At 66.3% G+C, this 19,065-nt stretch carries 16 protein-coding genes; 8 read left to right on the top strand and 8 right to left on the bottom strand.

Annotated features, from left to right (window positions below; genetic code table 11):
- Positions 1 to 55 precede the first annotated feature (55 nt).
- On the top strand, positions 56 to 3,064 hold the full coding sequence (putA, locus tag PMN64_RS19560; RefSeq protein ID WP_411781795.1) for a bifunctional proline dehydrogenase/L-glutamate gamma-semialdehyde dehydrogenase PutA: 3,009 nt from the start codon (positions 56 to 58) through the stop codon (positions 3,062 to 3,064).
- Between the two features lie 367 nt (positions 3,065 to 3,431).
- Complete coding sequence (locus PMN64_RS19565) at positions 3,432 to 4,637, top strand: CaiB/BaiF CoA transferase family protein (RefSeq protein ID WP_411781796.1); 1,206 nt, start codon at positions 3,432 to 3,434, stop codon at positions 4,635 to 4,637.
- Between the two features lie 26 nt (positions 4,638 to 4,663).
- Here the strand turns inward: PMN64_RS19565 and PMN64_RS19570 are convergent, their stop codons facing one another.
- The 3 genes from PMN64_RS19570 to PMN64_RS19580 all read right to left on the bottom strand — a co-directional run bounded on the left by PMN64_RS19570 (position 4,664) and on the right by PMN64_RS19580 (position 7,636).
- Complete coding sequence (locus tag PMN64_RS19570) at positions 4,664 to 4,828, bottom strand: hypothetical protein (protein WP_304496779.1); 165 nt, start codon at positions 4,826 to 4,828, stop codon at positions 4,664 to 4,666.
- 99 nt (positions 4,829 to 4,927) lie between these two features.
- Positions 4,928 to 6,475: a hypothetical protein gene (locus PMN64_RS19575; RefSeq protein ID WP_411781797.1), complete on the bottom strand. Its 1,548-nt coding sequence runs from the start codon at positions 6,473 to 6,475 to the stop codon at positions 4,928 to 4,930.
- A 90-nt stretch (positions 6,476 to 6,565) separates the two neighbouring features.
- On the bottom strand, positions 6,566 to 7,636 hold the full coding sequence (locus PMN64_RS19580) for a hypothetical protein (RefSeq protein ID WP_411781798.1): 1,071 nt from the start codon (positions 7,634 to 7,636) through the stop codon (positions 6,566 to 6,568).
- A gap of 204 nt (positions 7,637 to 7,840) precedes the next feature.
- Between PMN64_RS19580 and PMN64_RS19585 the strand changes: the two genes are divergently transcribed.
- From PMN64_RS19585 to PMN64_RS19595, 3 genes are all read left to right on the top strand, one after another.
- Entirely contained in the window at positions 7,841 to 8,215 is a 375-nt protein-coding gene (locus tag PMN64_RS19585) for a Crp/Fnr family transcriptional regulator (protein WP_018273297.1), read from the top strand.
- Positions 8,212 to 9,021, top strand: a complete 810-nt coding sequence (locus tag PMN64_RS19590) for an MBL fold metallo-hydrolase (RefSeq protein ID WP_028342514.1) — start codon at positions 8,212 to 8,214, stop codon at positions 9,019 to 9,021. The genes PMN64_RS19585 and PMN64_RS19590 overlap by 4 nt, the downstream gene beginning before the upstream one ends.
- Before the next feature lie 141 nt (positions 9,022 to 9,162).
- Positions 9,163 to 9,777 (top strand): glutathione S-transferase family protein, encoded by a 615-nt coding sequence (locus tag PMN64_RS19595; protein ID WP_028342515.1) that lies wholly within the window; start codon positions 9,163 to 9,165, stop codon positions 9,775 to 9,777.
- A gap of 132 nt (positions 9,778 to 9,909) precedes the next feature.
- Here PMN64_RS19595 and PMN64_RS19600 read toward each other — a convergent pair whose 3' ends face one another.
- From PMN64_RS19600 to PMN64_RS19610, 3 genes are read right to left on the bottom strand one after another with little or no spacing between them, the layout of a single operon-like run.
- A complete protein-coding gene (locus tag PMN64_RS19600; protein ID WP_028342516.1) occupies positions 9,910 to 10,404 on the bottom strand; it encodes a TPM domain-containing protein in 495 nt (164 codons plus the stop codon).
- A 2-nt stretch (positions 10,405 to 10,406) separates the two neighbouring features.
- On the bottom strand, positions 10,407 to 11,303 hold the full coding sequence (locus PMN64_RS19605; RefSeq protein ID WP_411781799.1) for a TPM domain-containing protein: 897 nt from the start codon (positions 11,301 to 11,303) through the stop codon (positions 10,407 to 10,409).
- 21 nt (positions 11,304 to 11,324) lie between these two features.
- Complete coding sequence (locus PMN64_RS19610; RefSeq protein WP_028342518.1) at positions 11,325 to 11,942, bottom strand: LemA family protein; 618 nt, start codon at positions 11,940 to 11,942, stop codon at positions 11,325 to 11,327.
- Positions 11,943 to 12,101: 159 nt separating this feature from the next.
- Here PMN64_RS19610 and PMN64_RS19615 point away from each other — a divergent pair, with 159 nt between their 5' ends.
- Genes PMN64_RS19615 through PMN64_RS19625 form a run of 3 tightly spaced genes read left to right on the top strand, consistent with a single transcriptional unit; the run spans position 12,102 to position 15,320 of the window.
- Entirely contained in the window at positions 12,102 to 12,956 is an 855-nt protein-coding gene (locus tag PMN64_RS19615; RefSeq protein ID WP_411781800.1) for an enoyl-CoA hydratase, read from the top strand.
- 8 nt (positions 12,957 to 12,964) lie between these two features.
- The gene (locus PMN64_RS19620; RefSeq protein ID WP_028342520.1) at positions 12,965 to 14,110 is read left to right on the top strand and encodes an acyl-CoA dehydrogenase family protein; all 1,146 of its coding nucleotides are present in this window, start codon (positions 12,965 to 12,967) and stop codon (positions 14,108 to 14,110) included.
- 13 nt (positions 14,111 to 14,123) lie between these two features.
- On the top strand, positions 14,124 to 15,320 hold the full coding sequence (locus tag PMN64_RS19625) for an acyl-CoA dehydrogenase family protein (protein WP_028342521.1): 1,197 nt from the start codon (positions 14,124 to 14,126) through the stop codon (positions 15,318 to 15,320).
- A 97-nt stretch (positions 15,321 to 15,417) separates the two neighbouring features.
- On the opposite strand, the gene PMN64_RS19630 is transcribed toward PMN64_RS19625, so the two are convergent.
- Both PMN64_RS19630 and PMN64_RS19635 read right to left on the bottom strand, forming a co-directional pair.
- Positions 15,418 to 17,745 carry a xanthine dehydrogenase family protein molybdopterin-binding subunit gene (locus tag PMN64_RS19630; RefSeq protein ID WP_411781801.1) on the bottom strand — a complete coding sequence of 776 codons (2,328 nt, stop codon included), beginning with the start codon at positions 17,743 to 17,745 and terminating at the stop codon, positions 15,418 to 15,420.
- Between the two features lie 159 nt (positions 17,746 to 17,904).
- Positions 17,905 to 18,996: a S1C family serine protease gene (locus PMN64_RS19635; RefSeq protein WP_411781802.1), complete on the bottom strand. Its 1,092-nt coding sequence runs from the start codon at positions 18,994 to 18,996 to the stop codon at positions 17,905 to 17,907.
- Positions 18,997 to 19,065 lie beyond the last annotated feature (69 nt).

A 19,065-nucleotide genomic window follows, 5' to 3' on the forward strand; every position in this document is an offset into this window, starting at 1 on the left:
TCGAACTACGGTTCGCTAGCGCGTACGTGTTCCCATACAATCTCAAGGAACCGCCATGCCAGACCCGTCGCCGCTCCCACCCCCGTTCAGCGCGCCCTACGCGCCCGACGACGCCGCCATCGCCGCCCGCCTGCGCCAGGACGTGAGGCTCGGCGCGGAGGCGGAGGCACGGATCGACCGCACGGCAACGCGCCTGATCGAGGCGATCCGGGCCAACGACGATCCGCTTGGCGGGGTCGAGGACATGCTGCGGGAGTTCGCGCTGTCGACCAAGGAAGGGCTGGCGCTGATGGTGCTGGCGGAAGCGCTGCTGCGGGTCCCGGACGCGCGCACCGCCGACCAGTTCATCGAGGACAAGCTCGGCCAGGGCGACTTCGTCAACCACGAGACCAGATCGAGCGCGTTCCTGGTCAACGCCTCGGCCTGGGCGCTCGGCATGTCGGCCCGCGTGATCCAGCCCGGCGAGACGCCGCAGGGCACGATCGGGCGGCTGACGAAGCGGCTCGGTGCGCCGGCGGTGCGCGCCGCGACGCGGCAGGCGATGCGGCTGATGGGCAGCCATTTCGTGCTCGGCGAGACCATCGAGGCGGCGCTGTCGCGCGCGCAATCGCATACGGCGCGCGGCTCGCGCTATTCGTTCGACATGCTTGGCGAGGGTGCGCGCACCGCCGACGATGCGCAGCGCTATTTCGAATCCTACGCCCGCGCGATCGATGCGATCGGCAAGGCGGCCGGCGATCAGCCCCTGCCCGACCGGCCCGGCATCTCGGTGAAACTCTCCGCGCTGCATCCGCGATTCGAGGCGGTGAGCCACGCGCGGGTGATGACCGAGCTGGTGCCGCGGCTGGTCGATCTCGCGCGCCGCGCCAAGGCATTCGACCTCAACTTCACCGTCGATGCCGAGGAGGCAGACCGGCTGGAGCTGTCGCTCGACGTCATCGCCGCGGCGTTCGCCGATCCCTCGCTCGCCGGCTGGAGCGGCTTTGGCCTGGCAATTCAGGCCTATCAGAAGCGCGCCGCTGACGTCATCGACTATGTCGATGCGCTGACGCGTGCGCTGGATCGCAGGATGATGGTGCGCCTGGTCAAGGGCGCCTATTGGGACACCGAGATCAAGCGCGCGCAGGAGCGCGGGCTCGACGGCTATCCGGTGTTCACGCGCAAGGCGATGACCGACCTGAACTACGTCGCCTGCGCGCGCAAGCTGCTGGCGCTGCGGCCGCGGTTGTTTCCGCAATTCGCCACCCACAACGCGCTGACGGTCGCGACCATCCTCGAACTCGCCGACGATCCCTTGAGCTTCGAATTCCAGCGGTTGCACGGCATGGGCGAAGCGCTCTACGCCCAGCTCGGCGAGGACAGGCCCGAGATCGCCCATCGGACCTATGCGCCGGTCGGCAGCCACCGCGACCTGCTCGCCTATCTGGTGCGGCGGCTGCTCGAGAACGGCGCCAACTCGTCCTTCGTGGCGCTGGCCGCGGACAATCGCGTGTCCATCGTGGACCTGCTGCGCCGCCCGGCCGAGATCATCGGCACCGACGACAAGGCGTCGCACTCCGCGATTCCGTTGCCGGCCGAGCTTTATCGGCCGCAGCGCGAGAATTCGCACGGCATCGAGTTCGGCGAGCGCAAGGCGCTCGACACGATGACATCGGCGATCGCGGCCGAGCGGAAGGCCCCGCCTTCCATCACCCCATCAACAACCGAGCAGGCGAATGCCGCCGTTGCCGCGGCGCGCCGGGGCTTCAAGGCCTGGAACGCCACGCCGGCCACAAAACGTGCGGCGATCCTGGACAAGACCGCGGACCTGCTCGAGCAGCGCCGCGCCCACTTCCTCGCTTTGCTGCAAAGCGAGGGTGGCAAGACGCTCGACGACGCCCTCTCCGAGGTGCGCGAGGCGATCGACTTCTGCCGCTACTATGCCGCGCTGGGGCAAAAGCTGTTCGGTGAAGGCGAGACGATGCCGGGCCCGACCGGCGAAAGCAACGTGCTGGAGCTGCACGGCCGCGGTGCGTTCGTTGCGATCTCGCCGTGGAATTTCCCGCTTGCGATCTTCCTCGGCCAGGTGACGGCGGCATTGATGGCCGGCAATGCGGTGATCGCAAAGCCGGCCGAGCAGACGCCGCGCATCGCAGCCGAAGCCGTCGCGCTGCTGCATCAGGCCGGGGTGCCGCCATCGGCGCTGCATCTGATCCAGGGTGACGGCACGGTCGGCGCCGCGCTGGTGGCGCATCCCGCCATTGCCGGGGTCGTCTTCACCGGTTCGACCGAGGTCGCGCAGTCGATCAACCGCACGCTCGCCGCCAAGGACGGCCCGATCGTGCCGCTGATCGCGGAAACCGGCGGCATCAATGCCATGATCGTCGACGCCACCGCGCTGCCCGAGCAGGTCGCCGACGACGTCGTGACCTCGGCGTTCCGCTCCGCCGGTCAGCGCTGCTCGGCGCTGCGGCTGTTGTTCGTGCAGGACGACGTCGCCGACCGCATGATCGAAATGATCGCGGGCGCCGCGCGCGAATTGAAGATCGGCGATCCCTCGGAACCGTCGACGCATATCGGACCGGTGATCGATGCCGAGGCCAAGCAGCGGCTCGATGCGCATATCGCGCGGATGAAGCAGGAGGCGCGGGTGCATCTCGCTGGCGAAGCGCCATCAGGCAATTTCGTCGCGCCGCACATCTTCGAGCTGTCGGCGGCCGGGCAACTGAAGGAAGAGGTGTTTGGCCCGATCCTGCACGTGGTGCGCTACCGCGCCGACAAGCTCGGCGAGGTGCTGAGCGCGATCGAGGCGACCGGCTTCGGGCTGACGCTCGGCATTCATTCCCGCATCGACGACACGATCGAGCACGTGATCGACCGCCTCCAGGTCGGCAACATCTATGTCAACCGCAACATGATCGGCGCGGTGGTCGGCGTGCAGCCGTTCGGCGGCAGCGGCCTCTCCGGCACCGGCCCCAAGGCCGGCGGCCCGCATTACCTCGCGCGCTTCGCCACCGAGCAGACGATCACCATCAACACCGCGGCCGCGGGCGGCAATGCGGCGCTGATGGCGGGGGTGGAATAAGCACTTCACCCTCCCCTGGAGGGCAGGGCTATCGCATTTCGTGGCGGTGCCCTCGTGGCCATCCTTCGAGACGCCCGCCTTCGGCGGGCTCCTCAGGATGAGGTCTTGTTTTGCGGCACAATAGTAGACCCTCATGGTGAGGAGCGCCGCTTGCGGCGCGTCTCGAACCACGAGGCCAAGCACTTGCGCGGTCGCCAGGGGGCATATGCGATAGCCCTGCCTGGAGGGGCCCTCCAGAGGAGGGTAAGAAAGTGCCGTTGCATCGTGCCCCCCAGATGGGTCAAATGGCGGTCCGATCGGGATCATCGCGCGCGATAATTCCAGCTACCGGAAAAACACCAACAAGCGCCACGGGAGCGACGGCACGATGGAAAAAGGCATTTTTGACGGGCTCAAGGTCCTGGACTGCGCGAGCTTCATCGCCGCGCCCGCGGCCGCCACCGTGCTGTCCGACTTCGGCGCCGACGTCATCAAGATCGAGCCGCCCGGCGCCGGCGACCCCTATCGCAATCTGCCCAATCTGCCCGGCTATCCATCGAGCGAGCACAATTTCGCGTGGATGCTGGAGGCCCGCAACAAGAAGAGCCTCGCGCTCGACCTCACCAAGCCTGACGCGCAGCAGGTGCTGTACAAGCTCGTCGCCGAGGCCGACGTCTTCATCACCAACATGCCGCCGCAGGTGCGCCAGAAGCTCGGCATCACCTACGACCATCTTGCCCATCTCAACGACCGGCTGATCTACGCCTCCTTCACCGGCTATGGCGAGAAGGGCGAAGAGGCCAACAAGCCCGGCTTCGACTCCAACGCCTATTGGGCCCGCTCCGGCCTGATGGATCTGGTGCGCGCCGACGAGGACACCACGCCGGCCCGTTCGGTCGCCGGCATGGGCGATCACCCCTGCGCGATGGCGTTCTACGGCGCGATCGTCACCGCGCTGTTCCAGCGCGAGAAGACCGGCAAGGGCTCGCACGTCTCGACCAATCTGATGGCCAACGGCGTCTGGGCCAACGGCGTGCTGGCGCAGGCCAAGCTCGCCGGCGCCAAGTTCAAGAAGCGCAAGCCGCGCGAAGAGGCACTGAACGCCGTCACCAACCACTACAAGTGCAAGGACGGCCGCTGGCTGATCCTGTCGCTGCTCAACGAAGACCGGCAATGGCCGACGCTGGCGCGCTGCATGGGCCGCGAGGACCTCATCGCCGATCCGCGCTTCGCCACCAAGGCGGACCGCCATGCGCGCTCGGTCGAGCTGATCAAGATCTTCGACGAGGTGTTCGCCGGCAAGGATCTCGCCGAATGGCGCAAGATCCTCGACGGCAACGGTCTCGTGTTCGGCGTCGTCGGCATCCTCGACGACATCCCGAACGACAAGCAGATGATCGAGAACGAGGTGCTGGTGCGCTTCGAGAACGACACCATGCTGACCGTCAACAGCCCGATCTTCATCGACGGCGCGAGGAAGGTGCAGCCGCGCAAGCCGCCCGAGGTCGGCGAGCACTCCGACGAGATCCTGCGCCAGGCCGGCTACGACGAAGCCACGATCCAGAAGCTGCGCGCATCCGGCGCGGTGGCGTAGCGGATCGATCTCCGTCGAGCGTCGCTTCAGCGCTTCATCCAGGCCCAGACCAGGGCCACCGCGATGATGCCGATGATGACCGCGAGCCCGATCGCCCAGCTGCTGACACGGACGGCGCTGACCGCCTGACGCTCGGCCTCGTTGGCCGCGATCTCGCGGTCGCGCTGCTTGTCGTCCTCGGGAGCACTCATCGGCTGGTCTCCGCTCAAGGCTGGGCTGTTCGGGGCGTGATCGCGACGCGGAATGTAGCATCGAATAATGACGCGCAGCCGCTTCGGTTCCGGCCGAAATCACCGGCCCTTCACGAAGCACATCCCGATGCGCGAAGCCTTCCCGGCCACCTGGCAGGCAAGGCCCTCGGCGCAGGTCCAGCCGCGGAAGCTGCGGTCGCTTTCGGCGGGCCTCGCGCCCGGCAGATAGCAGTGCGCGCCCCAGCCGTCGCTGTATTCGGTGCCGGCAAGCTCGGTGCTGCCGCGCAGCTGCGGCCGGTTGGAGAAGCCGCGCGAAAAGTCCGGCGCCTTGCCGTCGCGGAGACTTGCGAGGATATCGCGGCGGCGGGGCTGGTCGCCGAAGAAATGCGGCGAGGCCGGCACCACGGTGGAGTTCGACGGCTTTGCCGCCATCCAGTCGACGCCGGGGAAATGGAAGCCGCCGATGCCGCGGGTCTGGTGGCAGCCGGCACAGGTGACATCGTTGAGGCGCCGCTCGAAGCCGGCCAGCGACTGGATGTTCTGCAGCTTCGTTCCGTCGGCCGCGGCCTTCTGCAGGGCGCCGACGACGTCACCATCCGAGAACACCGCATTGCCGGCGGTGCCCTCGCCCTGCACCATGCCGAACTCGGGCTCCAGCTCGCTGACCTCGAAACCGGTCGGCGTCGGCGCGACCGCTGAGGTCGCGAGGAAGCGATCGGGGATCAGCAAGGTGCCGCGATCGAGCTCGGTAAAATGTTTGGGATCGAGCAACCACGCCTTGAAGTCGCGCCTCAGTGCCTCGTCCGCCAGAATGCGGTCGCGATCGATCTGGTTCTCCAGCGGCGCTTCGGCAAAGCGCTTTGCCACGCCGTTATAATCGAACACTTTGAGCAGATAGTCGGTGCGGAAATCGCGCACCGCGGATTTCGGCGCGTGCGCGATCTGCAGATTGGTCTCGATGCGATCGATATTGCGCGCGTCTATCAGGTAGAGCGGACCATCCTTGCCGAACAGTTTCTCCATCGCCGGCGGCGCGCTGCCGATCGCGAGCCAGCGCCGCGCGATTTCGCGGCAGCTGAGCGATGCGTCGTTGCCGTCACCCTTCGCCTTCAGCACGAGGTTCAGCGTCATCGGCAGCCGCTGCGACACTGCGTTCTCGCCGATCGGCGGCACATCGGTGCGGGTCAGCCGGTAGATCAGCCGGATTTCACCGCAGTCTTTCGGCCCCACATAGGCGCGGTCCATGCGGTTGACGATGCCTGACAGCACGAAGCGGACGTCGGGCGATTCAAGCAGCGCGCGATCGAACAGCTGAAACGCGAAGCTGTCGCCGACACCGACGCTCTCATTCGGCAGGCTTGCCTTATGTTTCGAGACATAGCGATCGAACTCGCGATCCAGCGCCTCGCGCACCGGTACCATCGCGGCGAGCGCGAACAGATCGCGGTTGGACAGCGGCGTGTCGGCGGAACGCTCCGGCGCGAGCATCCGGCCGAGGTTGAAGCGGCCATGATCGAGCTCGCGCAGGATTGCGGGATCGATGACCGCCGCGCCGCGCTCGAGCACGCGATCCTCGGCGGCCTGTACGGGCGCAACGCCGCAGAGCAGGACGGACATCAGCAGGAGGCATTTCAGCGCACGGCTCATGCCCCACTAACACCGCGCGGCAAACCCTATTCAAGAAAAAAGGCGCTTCACATCGTGGTGAAGCGCCTTGGTGTTGTCGCGTTTCGGCGATCAGCGAGAGACGATCAGGCCCTTGCTGGTGACGACCACCCAACGGCCGTCCTGCTTGCGGATGGCGTCGACGCGGCCGAGACCCGGGACGGGGTCGCCGGCATAGACCTCGTAGATGCCGCCGCGGCCCTCGATCAGCGCACCGCCATTGCCGACATCGCGCAGCGACCAGCCGTCGACCACCGGCAAACGGCCGACCTCGGGCCTGGGGGCGGCGGGTGCCGCCGCGGCAGTCGCCGGGGCGATCGAGCCCGTGACCTCGCGGGCGGGCGTCGCCGCGGCGACGGTCGTCTGCGGCGTGGCGCGGAGCTTGTCGACCGCCTCGCTGAGCTTGTTAAGCTTGGCCATCGGCTCGGCCTGGGCTTTCTCGACCTTCTCGATCCGGTCGCTGGCCTTGCTGAACTGGGCCTGGCCGGCCTTGGCGGTCTGCTCGACGCTGGCCTTCAGCGCGGCGATTTCGGATTCGATCCGGGCGAGCGCGGCATCGGCCGCTTCCTTCGCCGCCGCGTCCTTGGCAGCCGTATCCGTCGCGGAGGCGACGGCGGGGGTGGCAAGATGGCCGAGCCCCGCGGTCGCGAGCGCACCGCCAACGGCGCCGGCCACGGTCGCCAGCGCGATCACCGCGGCCATCGCCCCGATCCGGCGCGGGCCGGCCGGCTTGCCTGCCGCCTTGGCCGCCTGCTCGGCGCCCGGCCTGGATGCGGTCGCCTCATGGTCCCAGGTGCGGTCACCCGGCGCCATGATCATCAGCTTGCCCGGAAAATGCGGCTCTTCCCGCTTGCCGGTCTCGACCTTGGGCACGTCCATATTGGTCGGCTCGACCTTGGCCTCGACCTTCGGCTCGATCGTGGACCCGATCTTGGGCTCGATCTTGGGCGGTTCAACCTTCGAGGGTTCAATCTTGGGCGCGTCCATCCGGGGCGCGTCCGCCTTTGGCGACGTCTCTTCCTGCTCGGGCGCAAGCCGGGGAGCTTCGACACCGGTCGCGGCCATCACGGGCTCGCTTTTCGCCGCCGTTTCGGCGCCGGTTTGACCGCTGACCGGCTCGCTCTGCTGCTCACTCACGTTCAAAGTCTCCAGACTAGGTTGACAATTCGGTAACTTTTATTGCTTGCGAAATGGTTACCCCGCTCCGCCATTACCTAAATTTTAGGGAGTTTTCCGGGCCGGATTTGGGCGATGCTGCCCTGCGGCAATCTGCGCCGCTTCCGTTTGCGCGCGGCGCTTTCCCGATTAACATACCGCCATCTTCCAGCCAGAAGGCAGGAGAGCGCCATGACGATCGAGAAATGCATCAAGGAATTTGGTGTCGATGACGTCATCTTTGAGGAAGGCTCGACCGGCCGCGAGCTGTTTGTCGTGCTCGACGGCAAGGTCGACATCGCCAAGATCGATCGCGGAAACAAGACTGTTATCGTCAGCCTCGGCAAGGGCGAGTTCTTCGGCGAGATGGCCGTGATCGACGGCTCGGCGCGCTCGGCGACCGCGATCGCCTCAGCGCCCGCGACGCGGGTGATGCGGATCAACCACGCCCGCTTCGTCTATCTGGTCAGCCAGCAACCGGCGTTTGCGCTGATGGTGATGGATGCGCTCTCGAAGCGCCTGCGCGCATCCAACGCGGTCACTTACCGGACGGCGGCAACCCCATGAGCGACCGCAAGCCAAGCCCGTTCAAGACGCTGTTCGACGCCGAGGTCGCAACGCTGATCCAGGCTGCCGACGACGTCTATCAGATCCGCTTCAAGAACCGTGCGGCGAACGCCTATCTGGTGCGCGGCAGCAAGCGGACGATCATGATCGACGTCGGACTGTCGACCAACTATCCATCGCTCATTGCCTGCCTCAACCATCTCGGGGTGACGCCCGAGATGATCGACATGGTGGTGCTGAGCCATGAGCATCTCGACCACATCGGCGCGGCCTATCATTTCCACGGCAGCGCCTATATCGCCGCGCACCGGCTCGCCGCCAACAAGATCATGCTGCGCGACGATTTCTCGATGCTGCGCAAGATGTTCAACGAGCCGAACGTGCCGATCGATATCGACATCTGGCTCGAGGAAGGTAACCTGATCGACCTCGGCAATTTCCGCCTCAACGTGATGTACACGCCCGGCCACACCTCGGCCTGCATCACGCTGTTCGACCAGGACAAGGGCCTGCTGTTCGCCGCCGACACGCTGATGCCCGGCGGCGTGATGGGCGGCGTGTTCGGCTCCGGCTCGATCGCCGACTACATCCAGTCGCTGGAGCGGCTGAAGGGCCTCAACTCGAAGATCCTGCTGTCGGGTCATGGCCGGCTGTCCGATACGCCGCAGGATGATGTCCGGATCGCGCTGCAGCGCTCGCACGGCCTGCTCGAGGACACCGCGCAACTGTTCGACGCGCTCGACGCGCGCTCGAATTTCGAGCCGATCATGCAGTCGGTGCGCGACCTCAACAAGCTCGACGATTGACGCTTGGTTCTTCCCCGTCGTTGCGAGCCAACGGGTCGCAATGACGTTCGGGCGACCGAGCACCTTCACATTTGACAAATCCACGCCCGGCCTGTTCAACAGCGGCAACAACAACGCTGAAGAAAACAGGGAGCGAGGACCATGAAGCTTTACGACTCGATCGGACCCAATCCGCGCATCGTGCGCATGTTCATGGCGGAGAAGGGCATCGAGATACCCAAGCAGACCGTCGACCTGCGCAAGGGCGAGAACCGCGAGACGGAACACCTGAAGCGTAATCCGCACGGCCAGATGCCGGCGCTCGAGCTGGATTGCGGCAACTACCTCTCGGAAATTACGGCGATCTGCGAATATCTCGAGGAGAAGCACCCCTCGCCCGCGATGATCGGCACCACGCCGGAAGAGCGGGCGGAATGCCGGATGTGGACGCGCCGCGTCGATCTCAACATCGCCGAGCCGCTCGCCAACGGCTACCGCTTCGGCGAAGCGCTGAAATTCTTCGAGAAGCGCATTCCCGTTGCGCCCGAAGCCTCGCCCGGCCTGAAGATGATCGCCGCCAACCGCATCAAATGGCTCGATGACCAGATGGCCGACGGCCGCGACTATATCTGCGGCAAGCGCTTCACGCTCGCCGACATGCTGCTCTATTGCTGGCTCGATTTCGGCAACCAGGTCGGCCAGCCGCTGGACCAGTCGAACGCCAACATCGTCGCCTGGTTCAGCCGCGTCGGCGCGCGGCCATCGGTGAAGGCGTAGACCCTCTCTCTACCGTCATTCCGGGGCGCGCGTAGCGCGAACCCGGAATCTCAAGCCAGTACCCCTGGATTCCCCGATGCGCGATTGCGCATCTGAGGTTCGATGCTCTCGCATCGCCCCCGAATGACGAACTCAAATCACCACCGGCTTGTCCGGCAGCTCGTTCGGGCCGGCCGGCGGCGGAAAATACTTCGCCAGCTCGCGCGACACCGCCTCAATCCCCTTGATCACGCCCTGCTCGAACCGGCCGGCCCGGAAGTCCGTTTCCATCGTGCGGCAGATCGCCTCCCAGCCGGCATGGCTGACCTTCGCGTCGATGCCGCGGTCAGCGACGATCTCGACGTCGCGGTCGGCGAGCAACAGATAGATCAGAACGCCATTGTTGTGATCGGTGTCCCAGATCCGCAAATGCGAGAACACGTCGAGCGCGCGCTCCCGCGCAGGCTGATTGCGGAACAGCGGCACGCCGTCGAGCGCGCCCTCGACGACGAAACGGATTTGGCCGGAATGAGTGGCCTCGCCGGCCTTGATCGCCCGCTCGATGGCGTCGAGCACGCGCGGCGGAAAATCACGCCGCACCCGCCAGCGGTGTTCGAGCAGATGCTTGCCAATGCGCTTGATGCCCATGCCTACCAGCTCCCCGAGGCGCCGCCGCCGCCGAAGCTGCCGCCTCCGCCGCTGAAGCCGCCGCTATCGCTCGAGCTCGAGCCGCTGCTCCAGCCCCCGCCGCCGGACCAGCCGCCGGAATAACCGCCGCCGCGCCGGTACGGTCCCGAGCCTGCCGCCGGACCGCCAAAGTTCAATCCGCCGAAGATCAGCGCCGCGATGGCGGCGAACAGGCCGACCACCAGCGCCGTGGCGAGCGAGCCGGCCACCATCCAGGTGAAGACGCCGACGACACCGCCGGTCGCGACCGAGCCCAACAACCGTCCCAGTATCCCACGCAACACGCCGGCCACGATGATGACGATAAAGATCGTCACCGGATTGGCGAAGTCGACCAGGTTCGGCCCTTGCCAATGCTCGGGCTCCGGCGCCGGCAATTGCTCGCCATTGATCAGGCGGATCATCCGGTCGACGCCGGCCGAGATGCCGCCGGCGAAATCGCCGGCCTTGAATTTCGGCGTGATGTCTTCGTCGACGATGCGATGGGTGACGGCATCGCTCAGCACGCCTTCGAGGCCGTAGCCGACCTCGATGCGCAAATGCCGATCGTTCTTGGCGACGACGAGGAGCGCACCGTCGTCGATCTTCTTGCGCCCGATCTTCCAGGCCTCGGCCACGCGGATCGAGAACTGCTCGATGGTTTCTTCGCCCGTAGTGGGCACGATAAGGACTGCGATCTGGCTGCCCTTGCGGGTCTCCAGATCCTTCAGCCGGTCGGTCAGCGATGCGACATCGCCGGCGGACAGCGTCCCGGTCTGGTCGACGACGCGGCCGGTGAGCGGAGGCACCGCGACCTCAGCCCATGCCGGGCACACCAAGCCCAGCAGGAAGGCGAGCAGGATAACGCGTGCGGCGGTCATCGCGATGCGCGCACGCCGGCGTTATTTCGACGGCGCCGGGGCCGGCGACGGATTATTGAAATCGACCTTCGGCGCGGTCGATATTTCCTTTTCATTGTCGACCGTGAAGTTGGGCTTCTCCTTGTAGCCGAACGCCATCGCGGTCAGATTGTTCGGGAAGGTGCGAATGCCGACGTTGTAGTCCTGCACCGCCTTGATGTAGCGATTGCGCGCCACCGTGATGCGGTTCTCGGTGCCCTCGAGCTGCGCCATCAGGTCGCGGAACAGCGCATCCGATTTCAGCTGCGGATAATTTTCAGTGACGACCAAGAGCCGCGACAGCGCGCTGGTCAATTCGCCTTGCGCCTGCGTGAACTTCTGGAACGCAGCCGGATCGTTGAGCACCTCGGGCGTTGCCTGGATGCTGCCGACCTTGGCGCGCGCGTTGGTGACGCCGAGCAGCACGTCCTTCTCCTGCTGCGCAAAGCCCTTCACCGAGTTGACCAGGTTGGGCACGAGATCGGCGCGCCGCTGGTACTGGTTCACCACCTCCGACCAGCCCGACTTGACCTGCTCGTCATTGGTCTGGATCGCGTTGTAGCCGCAGTTGGTCAGGCTCAATGTCGCCAGCGCTGCGAGCACGGTCCAAAGCTTGCGCATGAAGATGGTCCTCCCCGGTGGATTCCGCGTCAGCTTAACAGATTTTCGCCGGATAATCCCGTGCGGCGGATTTCGCGGCTTCTTTTGCGGATGATGACGCTTGCCTATCCCTGCCCGCGCCGTTCATCATGGCAAAAAAATCGATCGCGGGAGGATCCATTGGCGTCTGAACAATTCGAGACGATTGTTGTCGAACGGCCCGAGCCCGCGATTGCGCGGATCGTGATGAACCGCCCCGAGGCGCGCAACGCCCAGAACCTGCAGATGACCTACGACCTCAACGCCGCCTTCGACCAGGCGGTGCAGGACGACGCGATCAAGGTCATCATCCTCGCCGGCAACGGTCCACATTTCTCGGCCGGCCACGATCTGCGGCCCGGCGCCAAGAACCAGGCCGGCGTCGATTTCCCGCCAGTCGGAAATTGGGGCGGCTTCGCCGAGCCCAACGCCCACGGCCGCTTCGCGCGCGAGCAGGAGATCTATCTGCAGATCACACGGCGCTGGCGCAATCTGGCAAAGCCCACGATCGCGGAGGTGCACGGCAAGTGCATCGACGGCGGGCTGATGCTGGCCTGGGCCTGCGACCTGATCGTCGCGAGCAGCGATGCCGAATTCTGCGATCCCGTGGTGACGATGGGCGTCTGCGGCGTCGAGTGGTTCGTGCATCCCTGGGAGCTCGGCGCGCGCAAGGCCAAGGAGATGTTGTTCACCGCCGACATCTGGAGCGCCGACGAGGCGCATCGCCTCGGCATGGTCAATCATGTGGTGCCGCGCGGCGATCTCACGTCGTTCACGCTGGCGCTGGCACGGCGCATTGCCGCCAAGCCCGCCTTTGCGCTGAAGCTCTCCAAGGAAGCGGTGAACCGCTCGATCGACATCATGGGGCAGCCAGCCGCGATCGATCAGGCGTTTGCGCTGCATCAGCTCTGCCACGCCCATAATCTCCAGGAATTCGGAATGGTGGTGGACCCCGCGGGTCTGCATCCCTCCGTCAAGAAAACCGCCAACGTGTAGAAAGCCAGATGGACCTCACCCTCAGCGACGAGCAGCGCCTGCTGCGCGAAAGTGCCGACCGCTTCGTGGCGGAGACCTTCACGTCAGATCATCGCAAGAAGGCGGCGAACGACCCGTTGGGCTATTCGCCTGCGATCTGGAAGCAGTTCGCCGAGCTTGGCTGGCTTGCGCTGCCGATCGCCGAAGCCCATGGCGGGCTCGGCGGCGGCGCGATCGAGATCGGGCTGCTGATGGAGGCGTTCGGTCGTGGCCTGGTGTCCGAGCCGTTCCTTTCCACCGTCGTGATCGGCGCCGCACTGGTCGCCGAATGCGGCACCGAGGCGCAGCAGCAGGCGATCCTGCCCAAAGTTGCCGAGGGCGCGCTCACGCTCGCCTTCGCGCATTCCGAGCGCGCCGCGCGCTTCGACCTCGGCCATGTCGACACGACGGCGACCAAGACTGCCGACGGCTGGAAGCTGAACGGCAGCAAGATCGCGGTGCTCGACGGCGCCGCCGCCAACCAGATCATCGTCTCCGCCCGCGCTGCCAGCGCCAACGGCGCGACGGGCAAGCTCGGACTGTTCCTGATGCCGGCGGGAACGGCGGGTCTCGCGCTGCGCGATTACGCGCGGCTCGGTGGCGGCCGCGGCTGCAATCTCGATCTCAGGGATGTGCAATTGCCCGCCGATGCGCTGCTCGGCGACGGCCAGGATGCGCTGTCTGCGATCGAAACCGTGGTCGACCGCGCGATGGCCGCGCTCGGTGCGGAAGCGGTCGGCATCATGCAAACGCTGCTCGACACCACGCTCGAATACACCAAGATTCGAAAACAGTTCGGCCGGCCGCTGTCGGCCAACCAAGTGATCCGTCACCGCCTCGCCGACGTCGCGATGCAGGTCGACGAGGCGCGCTCGATGGCCCTGCGCGCCGCGCTGATGGCCAATGCCGAGCCCGTGGCCCGCAGCCGTGCGGCGTCCGGCGCCAAGGCGAAGATCGGCAAATGCGCGCGCTTCGTCGCCGAGCAGGCGGTGCAGCTGCACGGCGCGATGGGCGTCACCGAGGAGCTCGACATCGGCGCCTATTTCAAGCGGCTGCTCGCCTTCGATACGCTGTTCGGCAACAGCGCCCATCATTACCGCCGCCACGCCGCGCTCAGCGGCCGCGCCCACGCCTAACGGAGAGCGCACCATGGATCTCACCTTCAGCGCCGAGGAACGCGCCTTCGAGCAGGAAGTCCGCGAGTTCATTGCCGGGAGCCTCACGCCGGAGATGAAGCGCGCCACCGCGCTGACGCCGTCGGTGTTCTCCGACCCCGATATCGGCATGGCCTGGCAGCGCGCGCTGCACAAGAAGGGCTGGGGCGCCCCGGGCTGGCCGGTGGAACATGGCGGACCGGACTGGACGCCGGCCCAGCGCTGGATCTTCGAGGCCGAATGCGCCCGCGCCGGCGTGCCCAATGTCAACGTGATGGGGGTGAAGATGGTCGGCCCCGTCATCATCGGGTTCGGCTCGCCCGAGCAGCAGAACTTCTACCTGCCGCGGATTCTCTCCGGCGAAGACTACTGGTGTCAGGGCTATTCCGAGCCGGGCTCGGGCTCCGACCTCGCCTCACTGAAGACCCGCGCGGTGCGCGACGGCGACGACTACGTCATCAACGGCACCAAGATCTGGACCACGCATGCGCACCACGCCAACCGCATGTTCGCGCTGGTGCGCACCAATGACGGCGAGCGGCAGCAGGACGGCATCAGCTTCATCCTGATCGACATGAAGACGCCGGGCATCACCACGCGCCCGATCCTGACCATCGGCGGCGACCACGAGGTCAACCAGGTGTTCTTCGACGACGTCCGGGTACCCGTCGCCAACCGCGTCGGCGAGGAAGGCAAGGGCTGGACCTACGGCAAGTACCTGCTCGAATTCGAGCGCGGCTCCGGCATCGCGTCGGCCAAGCTGCGCGAGGCGCTGAAGACGATCTCCGATCTCGCAGTCTCCGAGATCACCGGCCGCGCCATCGAGGATCCCGACATCGCGATCCCCATGTCGGAGGTCGAGGTCGATATCGATGCGCTCGAGATGACCGAGCTCAGGGTGCTGTCGGCGCTGCAGACCGGGCAGAATCCCGGCGCGGTGTCGTCGCTGATCAAGCTCCGCGTCAGCGAGATCCGCCAGGCGGTGACGCGGCTCGGCGTCGACGTGATCGGCCAGGATGGGCTTGCCGTCGAGCCGGCGCGGCCGTTCTACCGGCTCAACCACGAGCCGGCGATCCCCGAAGAACTGCTGCCGGTGGTGCCGGAATATCTCAACGGGCGCGCCTATACGATCTTCGGCGGATCGTCCGAGATTCAGCGCGACATCATCGCGAAGATGGTGTTGGGGCTGTAGGGCACAGTCGTTCCGGGGCATCGCAAAGCGATGAACCCGGAACCTCGATGTTATGGCGCGAGATTTCGGGTTCGCGCTGGCGCGCCCCGGAATGACACTACGCCGCCCCCACCTTGGCGTCGCGGATCGCCTGCCAGATCTTCGACGGCGTCAGCGGCGTGTTCAGCTGGATGATCCCGACTTCGCTCAGCGCATCCATCACGCCGTTGGTGATGCAGGGCGGCCCGCCGATCGCACCGGACTCGCCGCAGCCCTTGGCGCCCAGCGGATTGGTCTTGCACGGCGCGGAGCCATCGAGCGTCACCGTGATCGGCGGAATGTCGTCCGCGCGCGGGATGCAATAGTCCTGATAGCTCGCGGTCAGCAGCTGGCCTTCTTCGTTGTAGGCCACTCCTTCGTACAACGCCTGGCCGATGCCCTGGACAACACCGCCATGCACCTGCCCCGTCACCAGCATCGGATTGACCGCGACGCCGACGTCGTCGACCGTGGTGTAGCGCACCACCCGCGTGACGCCGGTCTCGGGATCGATCTCGACCTCGCAGATATGGGTGCCGTTCGGCCAGCTCGGCCCGTCGACATTGCCCTCGCTCTCGACCGAGAGCTTTGCGCCGTTTTCCTTCGCCGCGATCTCGAACAGGCTGATGCGCCTGTCGGTGCCGACCACGGTGAGGAAGCCGTCGCGATACTCGATGTCCTCGACGGAGGCTTCCAGCAAATTGGAGGCCTTGTCGCGCGCCTTGTTGATCATGTCGTTGCTGGAGACCGCAACCGCGGTGCCGCCGACGAACAGCGAGCGCGAGCCGACACTGCCGAAGCCGGTGGCGAGGTCCGTGTCGCCCTGGATGACGTCGATCTTGTCCATCGCGATGCCGAGCGTATCGGCGATCATCTGGGTGTAGGTGGTGGCGAGGCCCTGCCCCATCGCCATGGTGCCGGAATGCAGGATGACGCGGCCTTCGGCGGTCGCATGCAGCGAGACGTTCTCGGTGTGGGCGCGGCCGCCGGTCCATTCGATGTAGCTGGTCAGGCCGCGGCCATAGAGCAGGCCCTTCTTCTTCGCCGCCTTCTTGCGCGCGGCAAAGCCGTTCCAGTCGGCCAAATCAGACGCGCGCTCCAGCATGTGCGCGAAGGCTCCGGAATCGTACACCTGCCCGACCGCATTGGTGTAGGGCAGCTGCGCCGGCTTGATGTAGTTGACCTTGCGGATGGCGCGCGGGTCCATTCCGATCTGGCGCGCAGCGGCGTCGAACAGCCGCTCGACGATGAACACCGCCTCGGGCCTGCCGGCGCCGCGATAGGCGCCGACCGGCGCGGTGTGAGTCATCACCGACTTCACCTCGAAATGCACCAGCGGCAAATCGTAGACGCCGGTCTGCACGAACGGGCCGAGCACCAGCGGAATGATGTTGGCGGTGCCCGACGAATAGGCGCCGGTGCCGCCGATCGAGCGCACCCGATAGGCCAGCACGCGGCCCTTGGCGTCGAGCGCGAACTCGCCGGTCGAGGTCAGATCGCGGCCATGGGTGCCGCCGACGAACTCGTCGGTGCGGTCGCTGCGCCAGCGGATCTTCTCATTCAGCTTGGTCGCGGCATAGGCGACGATGCCGTCTTCCGGATACAGGCTGGTCTTCTGCCCGAAGCCGCCGCCGATATCGCCAACCAGCACGCGCACGCTGTCCTTCGGACGCTTCAGGATGGATTCCGCCAGCAGGTCGCGGGTCGAGCCCGGGGTCTGCGATTGCACGTGGAGAATCAGCCGGCCGGTCTTCTTCTCGATCTCGGCAATGGTCGAGCGCGGCTCCATCGCCGACGGCACCAGGCGCTGGCTGACCAAGTCGAGCGACACTTTATGCGCGGCGTTGGCGAAGGCTTCCTCGACCTTGGCGGCATCGCCATAGCTCATCGCGGCCACGATGTTGTCGGGCGCCTCCGGCCAGACCGCCGGCGCGCCCGGCTTGGTCGCCTCGACCGGATCGACCACCGAGGGCAGCACCTCGTAATCGATCTCGATCGCCTCAGTCGCGGTCTGCGCCAGCACGCGCGAGGTCGCGACCACGGCCGCAACGCCCTCGCCCGCGTAACGCACCACCTCATGCGCCAGCAGGCGCCGCGGCGGCACGGTCATCGGCGAGCCGTCGGGCCGCTTGAAGATCGCAAGCGTCGGCAGCGTGCCGATATCGTCCTTGACGAGGTCGGCGCCGGTATAGACGGCCTTGACGCCGGGCATCTCCAGCGCCGCCCTGGCGTCGATCGACTTGATGTTGGCGTGTGCGTGCGGCGAGCGCAGCACGTGCAGCCAGAGCGCGCCGTCCTGCGGCTTGTCGTCGATGAAATGCCCCTTCCCGGTGACCAGCCGCTGGTCCTCCAGACGCTTGACTGGCTGGCCCGCACCAAAACGCATATTGCCGGGAAGAATGTTCATCAGAGGGTCCTTCGAGCTTCCAAGAATTTCCAGAGAATTTGGCGGGGGTTTTAGCGGATTTTGGCGGCCTGACAACCACGCGCCGGCCGGAGGACAGGCGTCTCGTCGTGCGGCGCGCGGAAGCACAATCCGGTGGCACGCGTCAGGCCATCAACGACATTATTGCGCCCGACCGATATCGACGATGGCGACCTCGATATCGCGCGCCGAGCCGTCGCGGTTCACGCTGAGCCGCACCTTCTTGCCGACCCCGATCTGCTCGAGCTGGTCGGCCAGATCGGAGAGCCGGTGGACCGGCTTGCCGTCGACCGCGGTGATCACGTCGCCGAGCTCACCGGTCGACATGTCGACCCCGCGTATCCCGGCGCGCTCGGCCGACGACCCCGGTGTCGTGCGCACCACGATCAATCCTTCGGCACCGATACGGGTGGCGACCGCCTCATTGGCGGTGACGATGCCGATCCCCGGCGTCGGCACGCGGCCGTTGCGGATCAGCTCGGGCACCACGCGATTGACGATGTCGACCGGGATCGCAAAGCCGATGCCGGCATTCGAGCCCGACGGCGACAGGATCGCCGTGGTCACGCCGATCAGCCGGCCGGCGGAATCGAGCAACGGGCCGCCCGAATTGCCCGGATTGATCGCGGTGTCGGTCTGGATCACGTTGGAGATCTCGCGGCCGCTCGAGGTCGGCAGCCGGCGCTTGAGGGCGCTGATGATGCCGCTGGACATCGATTGATCGAGTCCGAACGGGTTGCCGATCGCATAGGCAAACTGGCCGACCTTGAGATCGGCTGAGCTGCCGAGCGCTAACGACGGCGGCAGCTTGCGCGCGCTGCGGATGCGCAGCACGGCCAGATCGTAGTTCGGCGCCGTGCCGACGATCTCGGCGCGTACCGCCTCGCCGGAGGCAAAGCGGATCGCGACCTGGCTTGCGTTCTGCACCACATGGTTGTTGGTGACGACGTGGCCGTCATTGTCCCAGACAATGCCGGTGCCTGACGCCGCGCCGCCGCCCTCCTGCTCATCGCTCAGCGGATTGGCGGCGGTTTGCGTCACCACCTGCACGACCGACGGCGAGACCTTCTCGAAGATCTCGACATTGGCCTTTTCGGCATCCGACAGCGCGCCGCGCTCGGCGACGGCGCGGGCAGCCGGGCCGCTCCACGGCGCCTGACGGATGCTGCCGGCCGCGAATATCAGCAGAATGGCCGCGATCACGGTCAGGACAAGGACGGTACGCCGATTCATTGGTGTGCTCCACGCAACAAACGCGCTGACCAAGCGGAGGTTTCCGGCATAGCCAAGGCGGATTGCCCG

The organism is Bradyrhizobium sp. UFLA01-814 (assembly GCF_046718885.1).
GTDB classification, from domain to species: Bacteria; Pseudomonadota; Alphaproteobacteria; order Rhizobiales; family Xanthobacteraceae; genus Bradyrhizobium; species Bradyrhizobium elkanii.

Coding starts and splice junctions, on each gene's coding strand:
- PMN64_RS19635 (WP_411781802.1), bottom strand. CDS start 18,996: ATGAATCGGCGTACCGTCCTTGTCCTGACCGTGATCGCGGCCATTCTG.
- putA (WP_411781795.1), top strand. CDS start 56: ATGCCAGACCCGTCGCCGCTCCCACCCCCGTTCAGCGCGCCCTACGCG.
- PMN64_RS19585 (WP_018273297.1), top strand. CDS start 7,841: ATGACGATCGAGAAATGCATCAAGGAATTTGGTGTCGATGACGTCATC.
- PMN64_RS19590 (WP_028342514.1), top strand. CDS start 8,212: ATGAGCGACCGCAAGCCAAGCCCGTTCAAGACGCTGTTCGACGCCGAG.
- PMN64_RS19605 (WP_411781799.1), bottom strand. CDS start 11,303: ATGACCGCCGCACGCGTTATCCTGCTCGCCTTCCTGCTGGGCTTGGTG.
- PMN64_RS19570 (WP_304496779.1), bottom strand. CDS start 4,828: ATGAGTGCTCCCGAGGACGACAAGCAGCGCGACCGCGAGATCGCGGCC.
- PMN64_RS19600 (WP_028342516.1), bottom strand. CDS start 10,404: ATGGGCATCAAGCGCATTGGCAAGCATCTGCTCGAACACCGCTGGCGG.
- PMN64_RS19620 (WP_028342520.1), top strand. CDS start 12,965: ATGGACCTCACCCTCAGCGACGAGCAGCGCCTGCTGCGCGAAAGTGCC.
- PMN64_RS19625 (WP_028342521.1), top strand. CDS start 14,124: ATGGATCTCACCTTCAGCGCCGAGGAACGCGCCTTCGAGCAGGAAGTC.
- PMN64_RS19565 (WP_411781796.1), top strand. CDS start 3,432: ATGGAAAAAGGCATTTTTGACGGGCTCAAGGTCCTGGACTGCGCGAGC.
- PMN64_RS19610 (WP_028342518.1), bottom strand. CDS start 11,942: ATGCGCAAGCTTTGGACCGTGCTCGCAGCGCTGGCGACATTGAGCCTG.
- PMN64_RS19630 (WP_411781801.1), bottom strand. CDS start 17,745: ATGAACATTCTTCCCGGCAATATGCGTTTTGGTGCGGGCCAGCCAGTC.
- PMN64_RS19575 (WP_411781797.1), bottom strand. CDS start 6,475: ATGAGCCGTGCGCTGAAATGCCTCCTGCTGATGTCCGTCCTGCTCTGC.
- PMN64_RS19595 (WP_028342515.1), top strand. CDS start 9,163: ATGAAGCTTTACGACTCGATCGGACCCAATCCGCGCATCGTGCGCATG.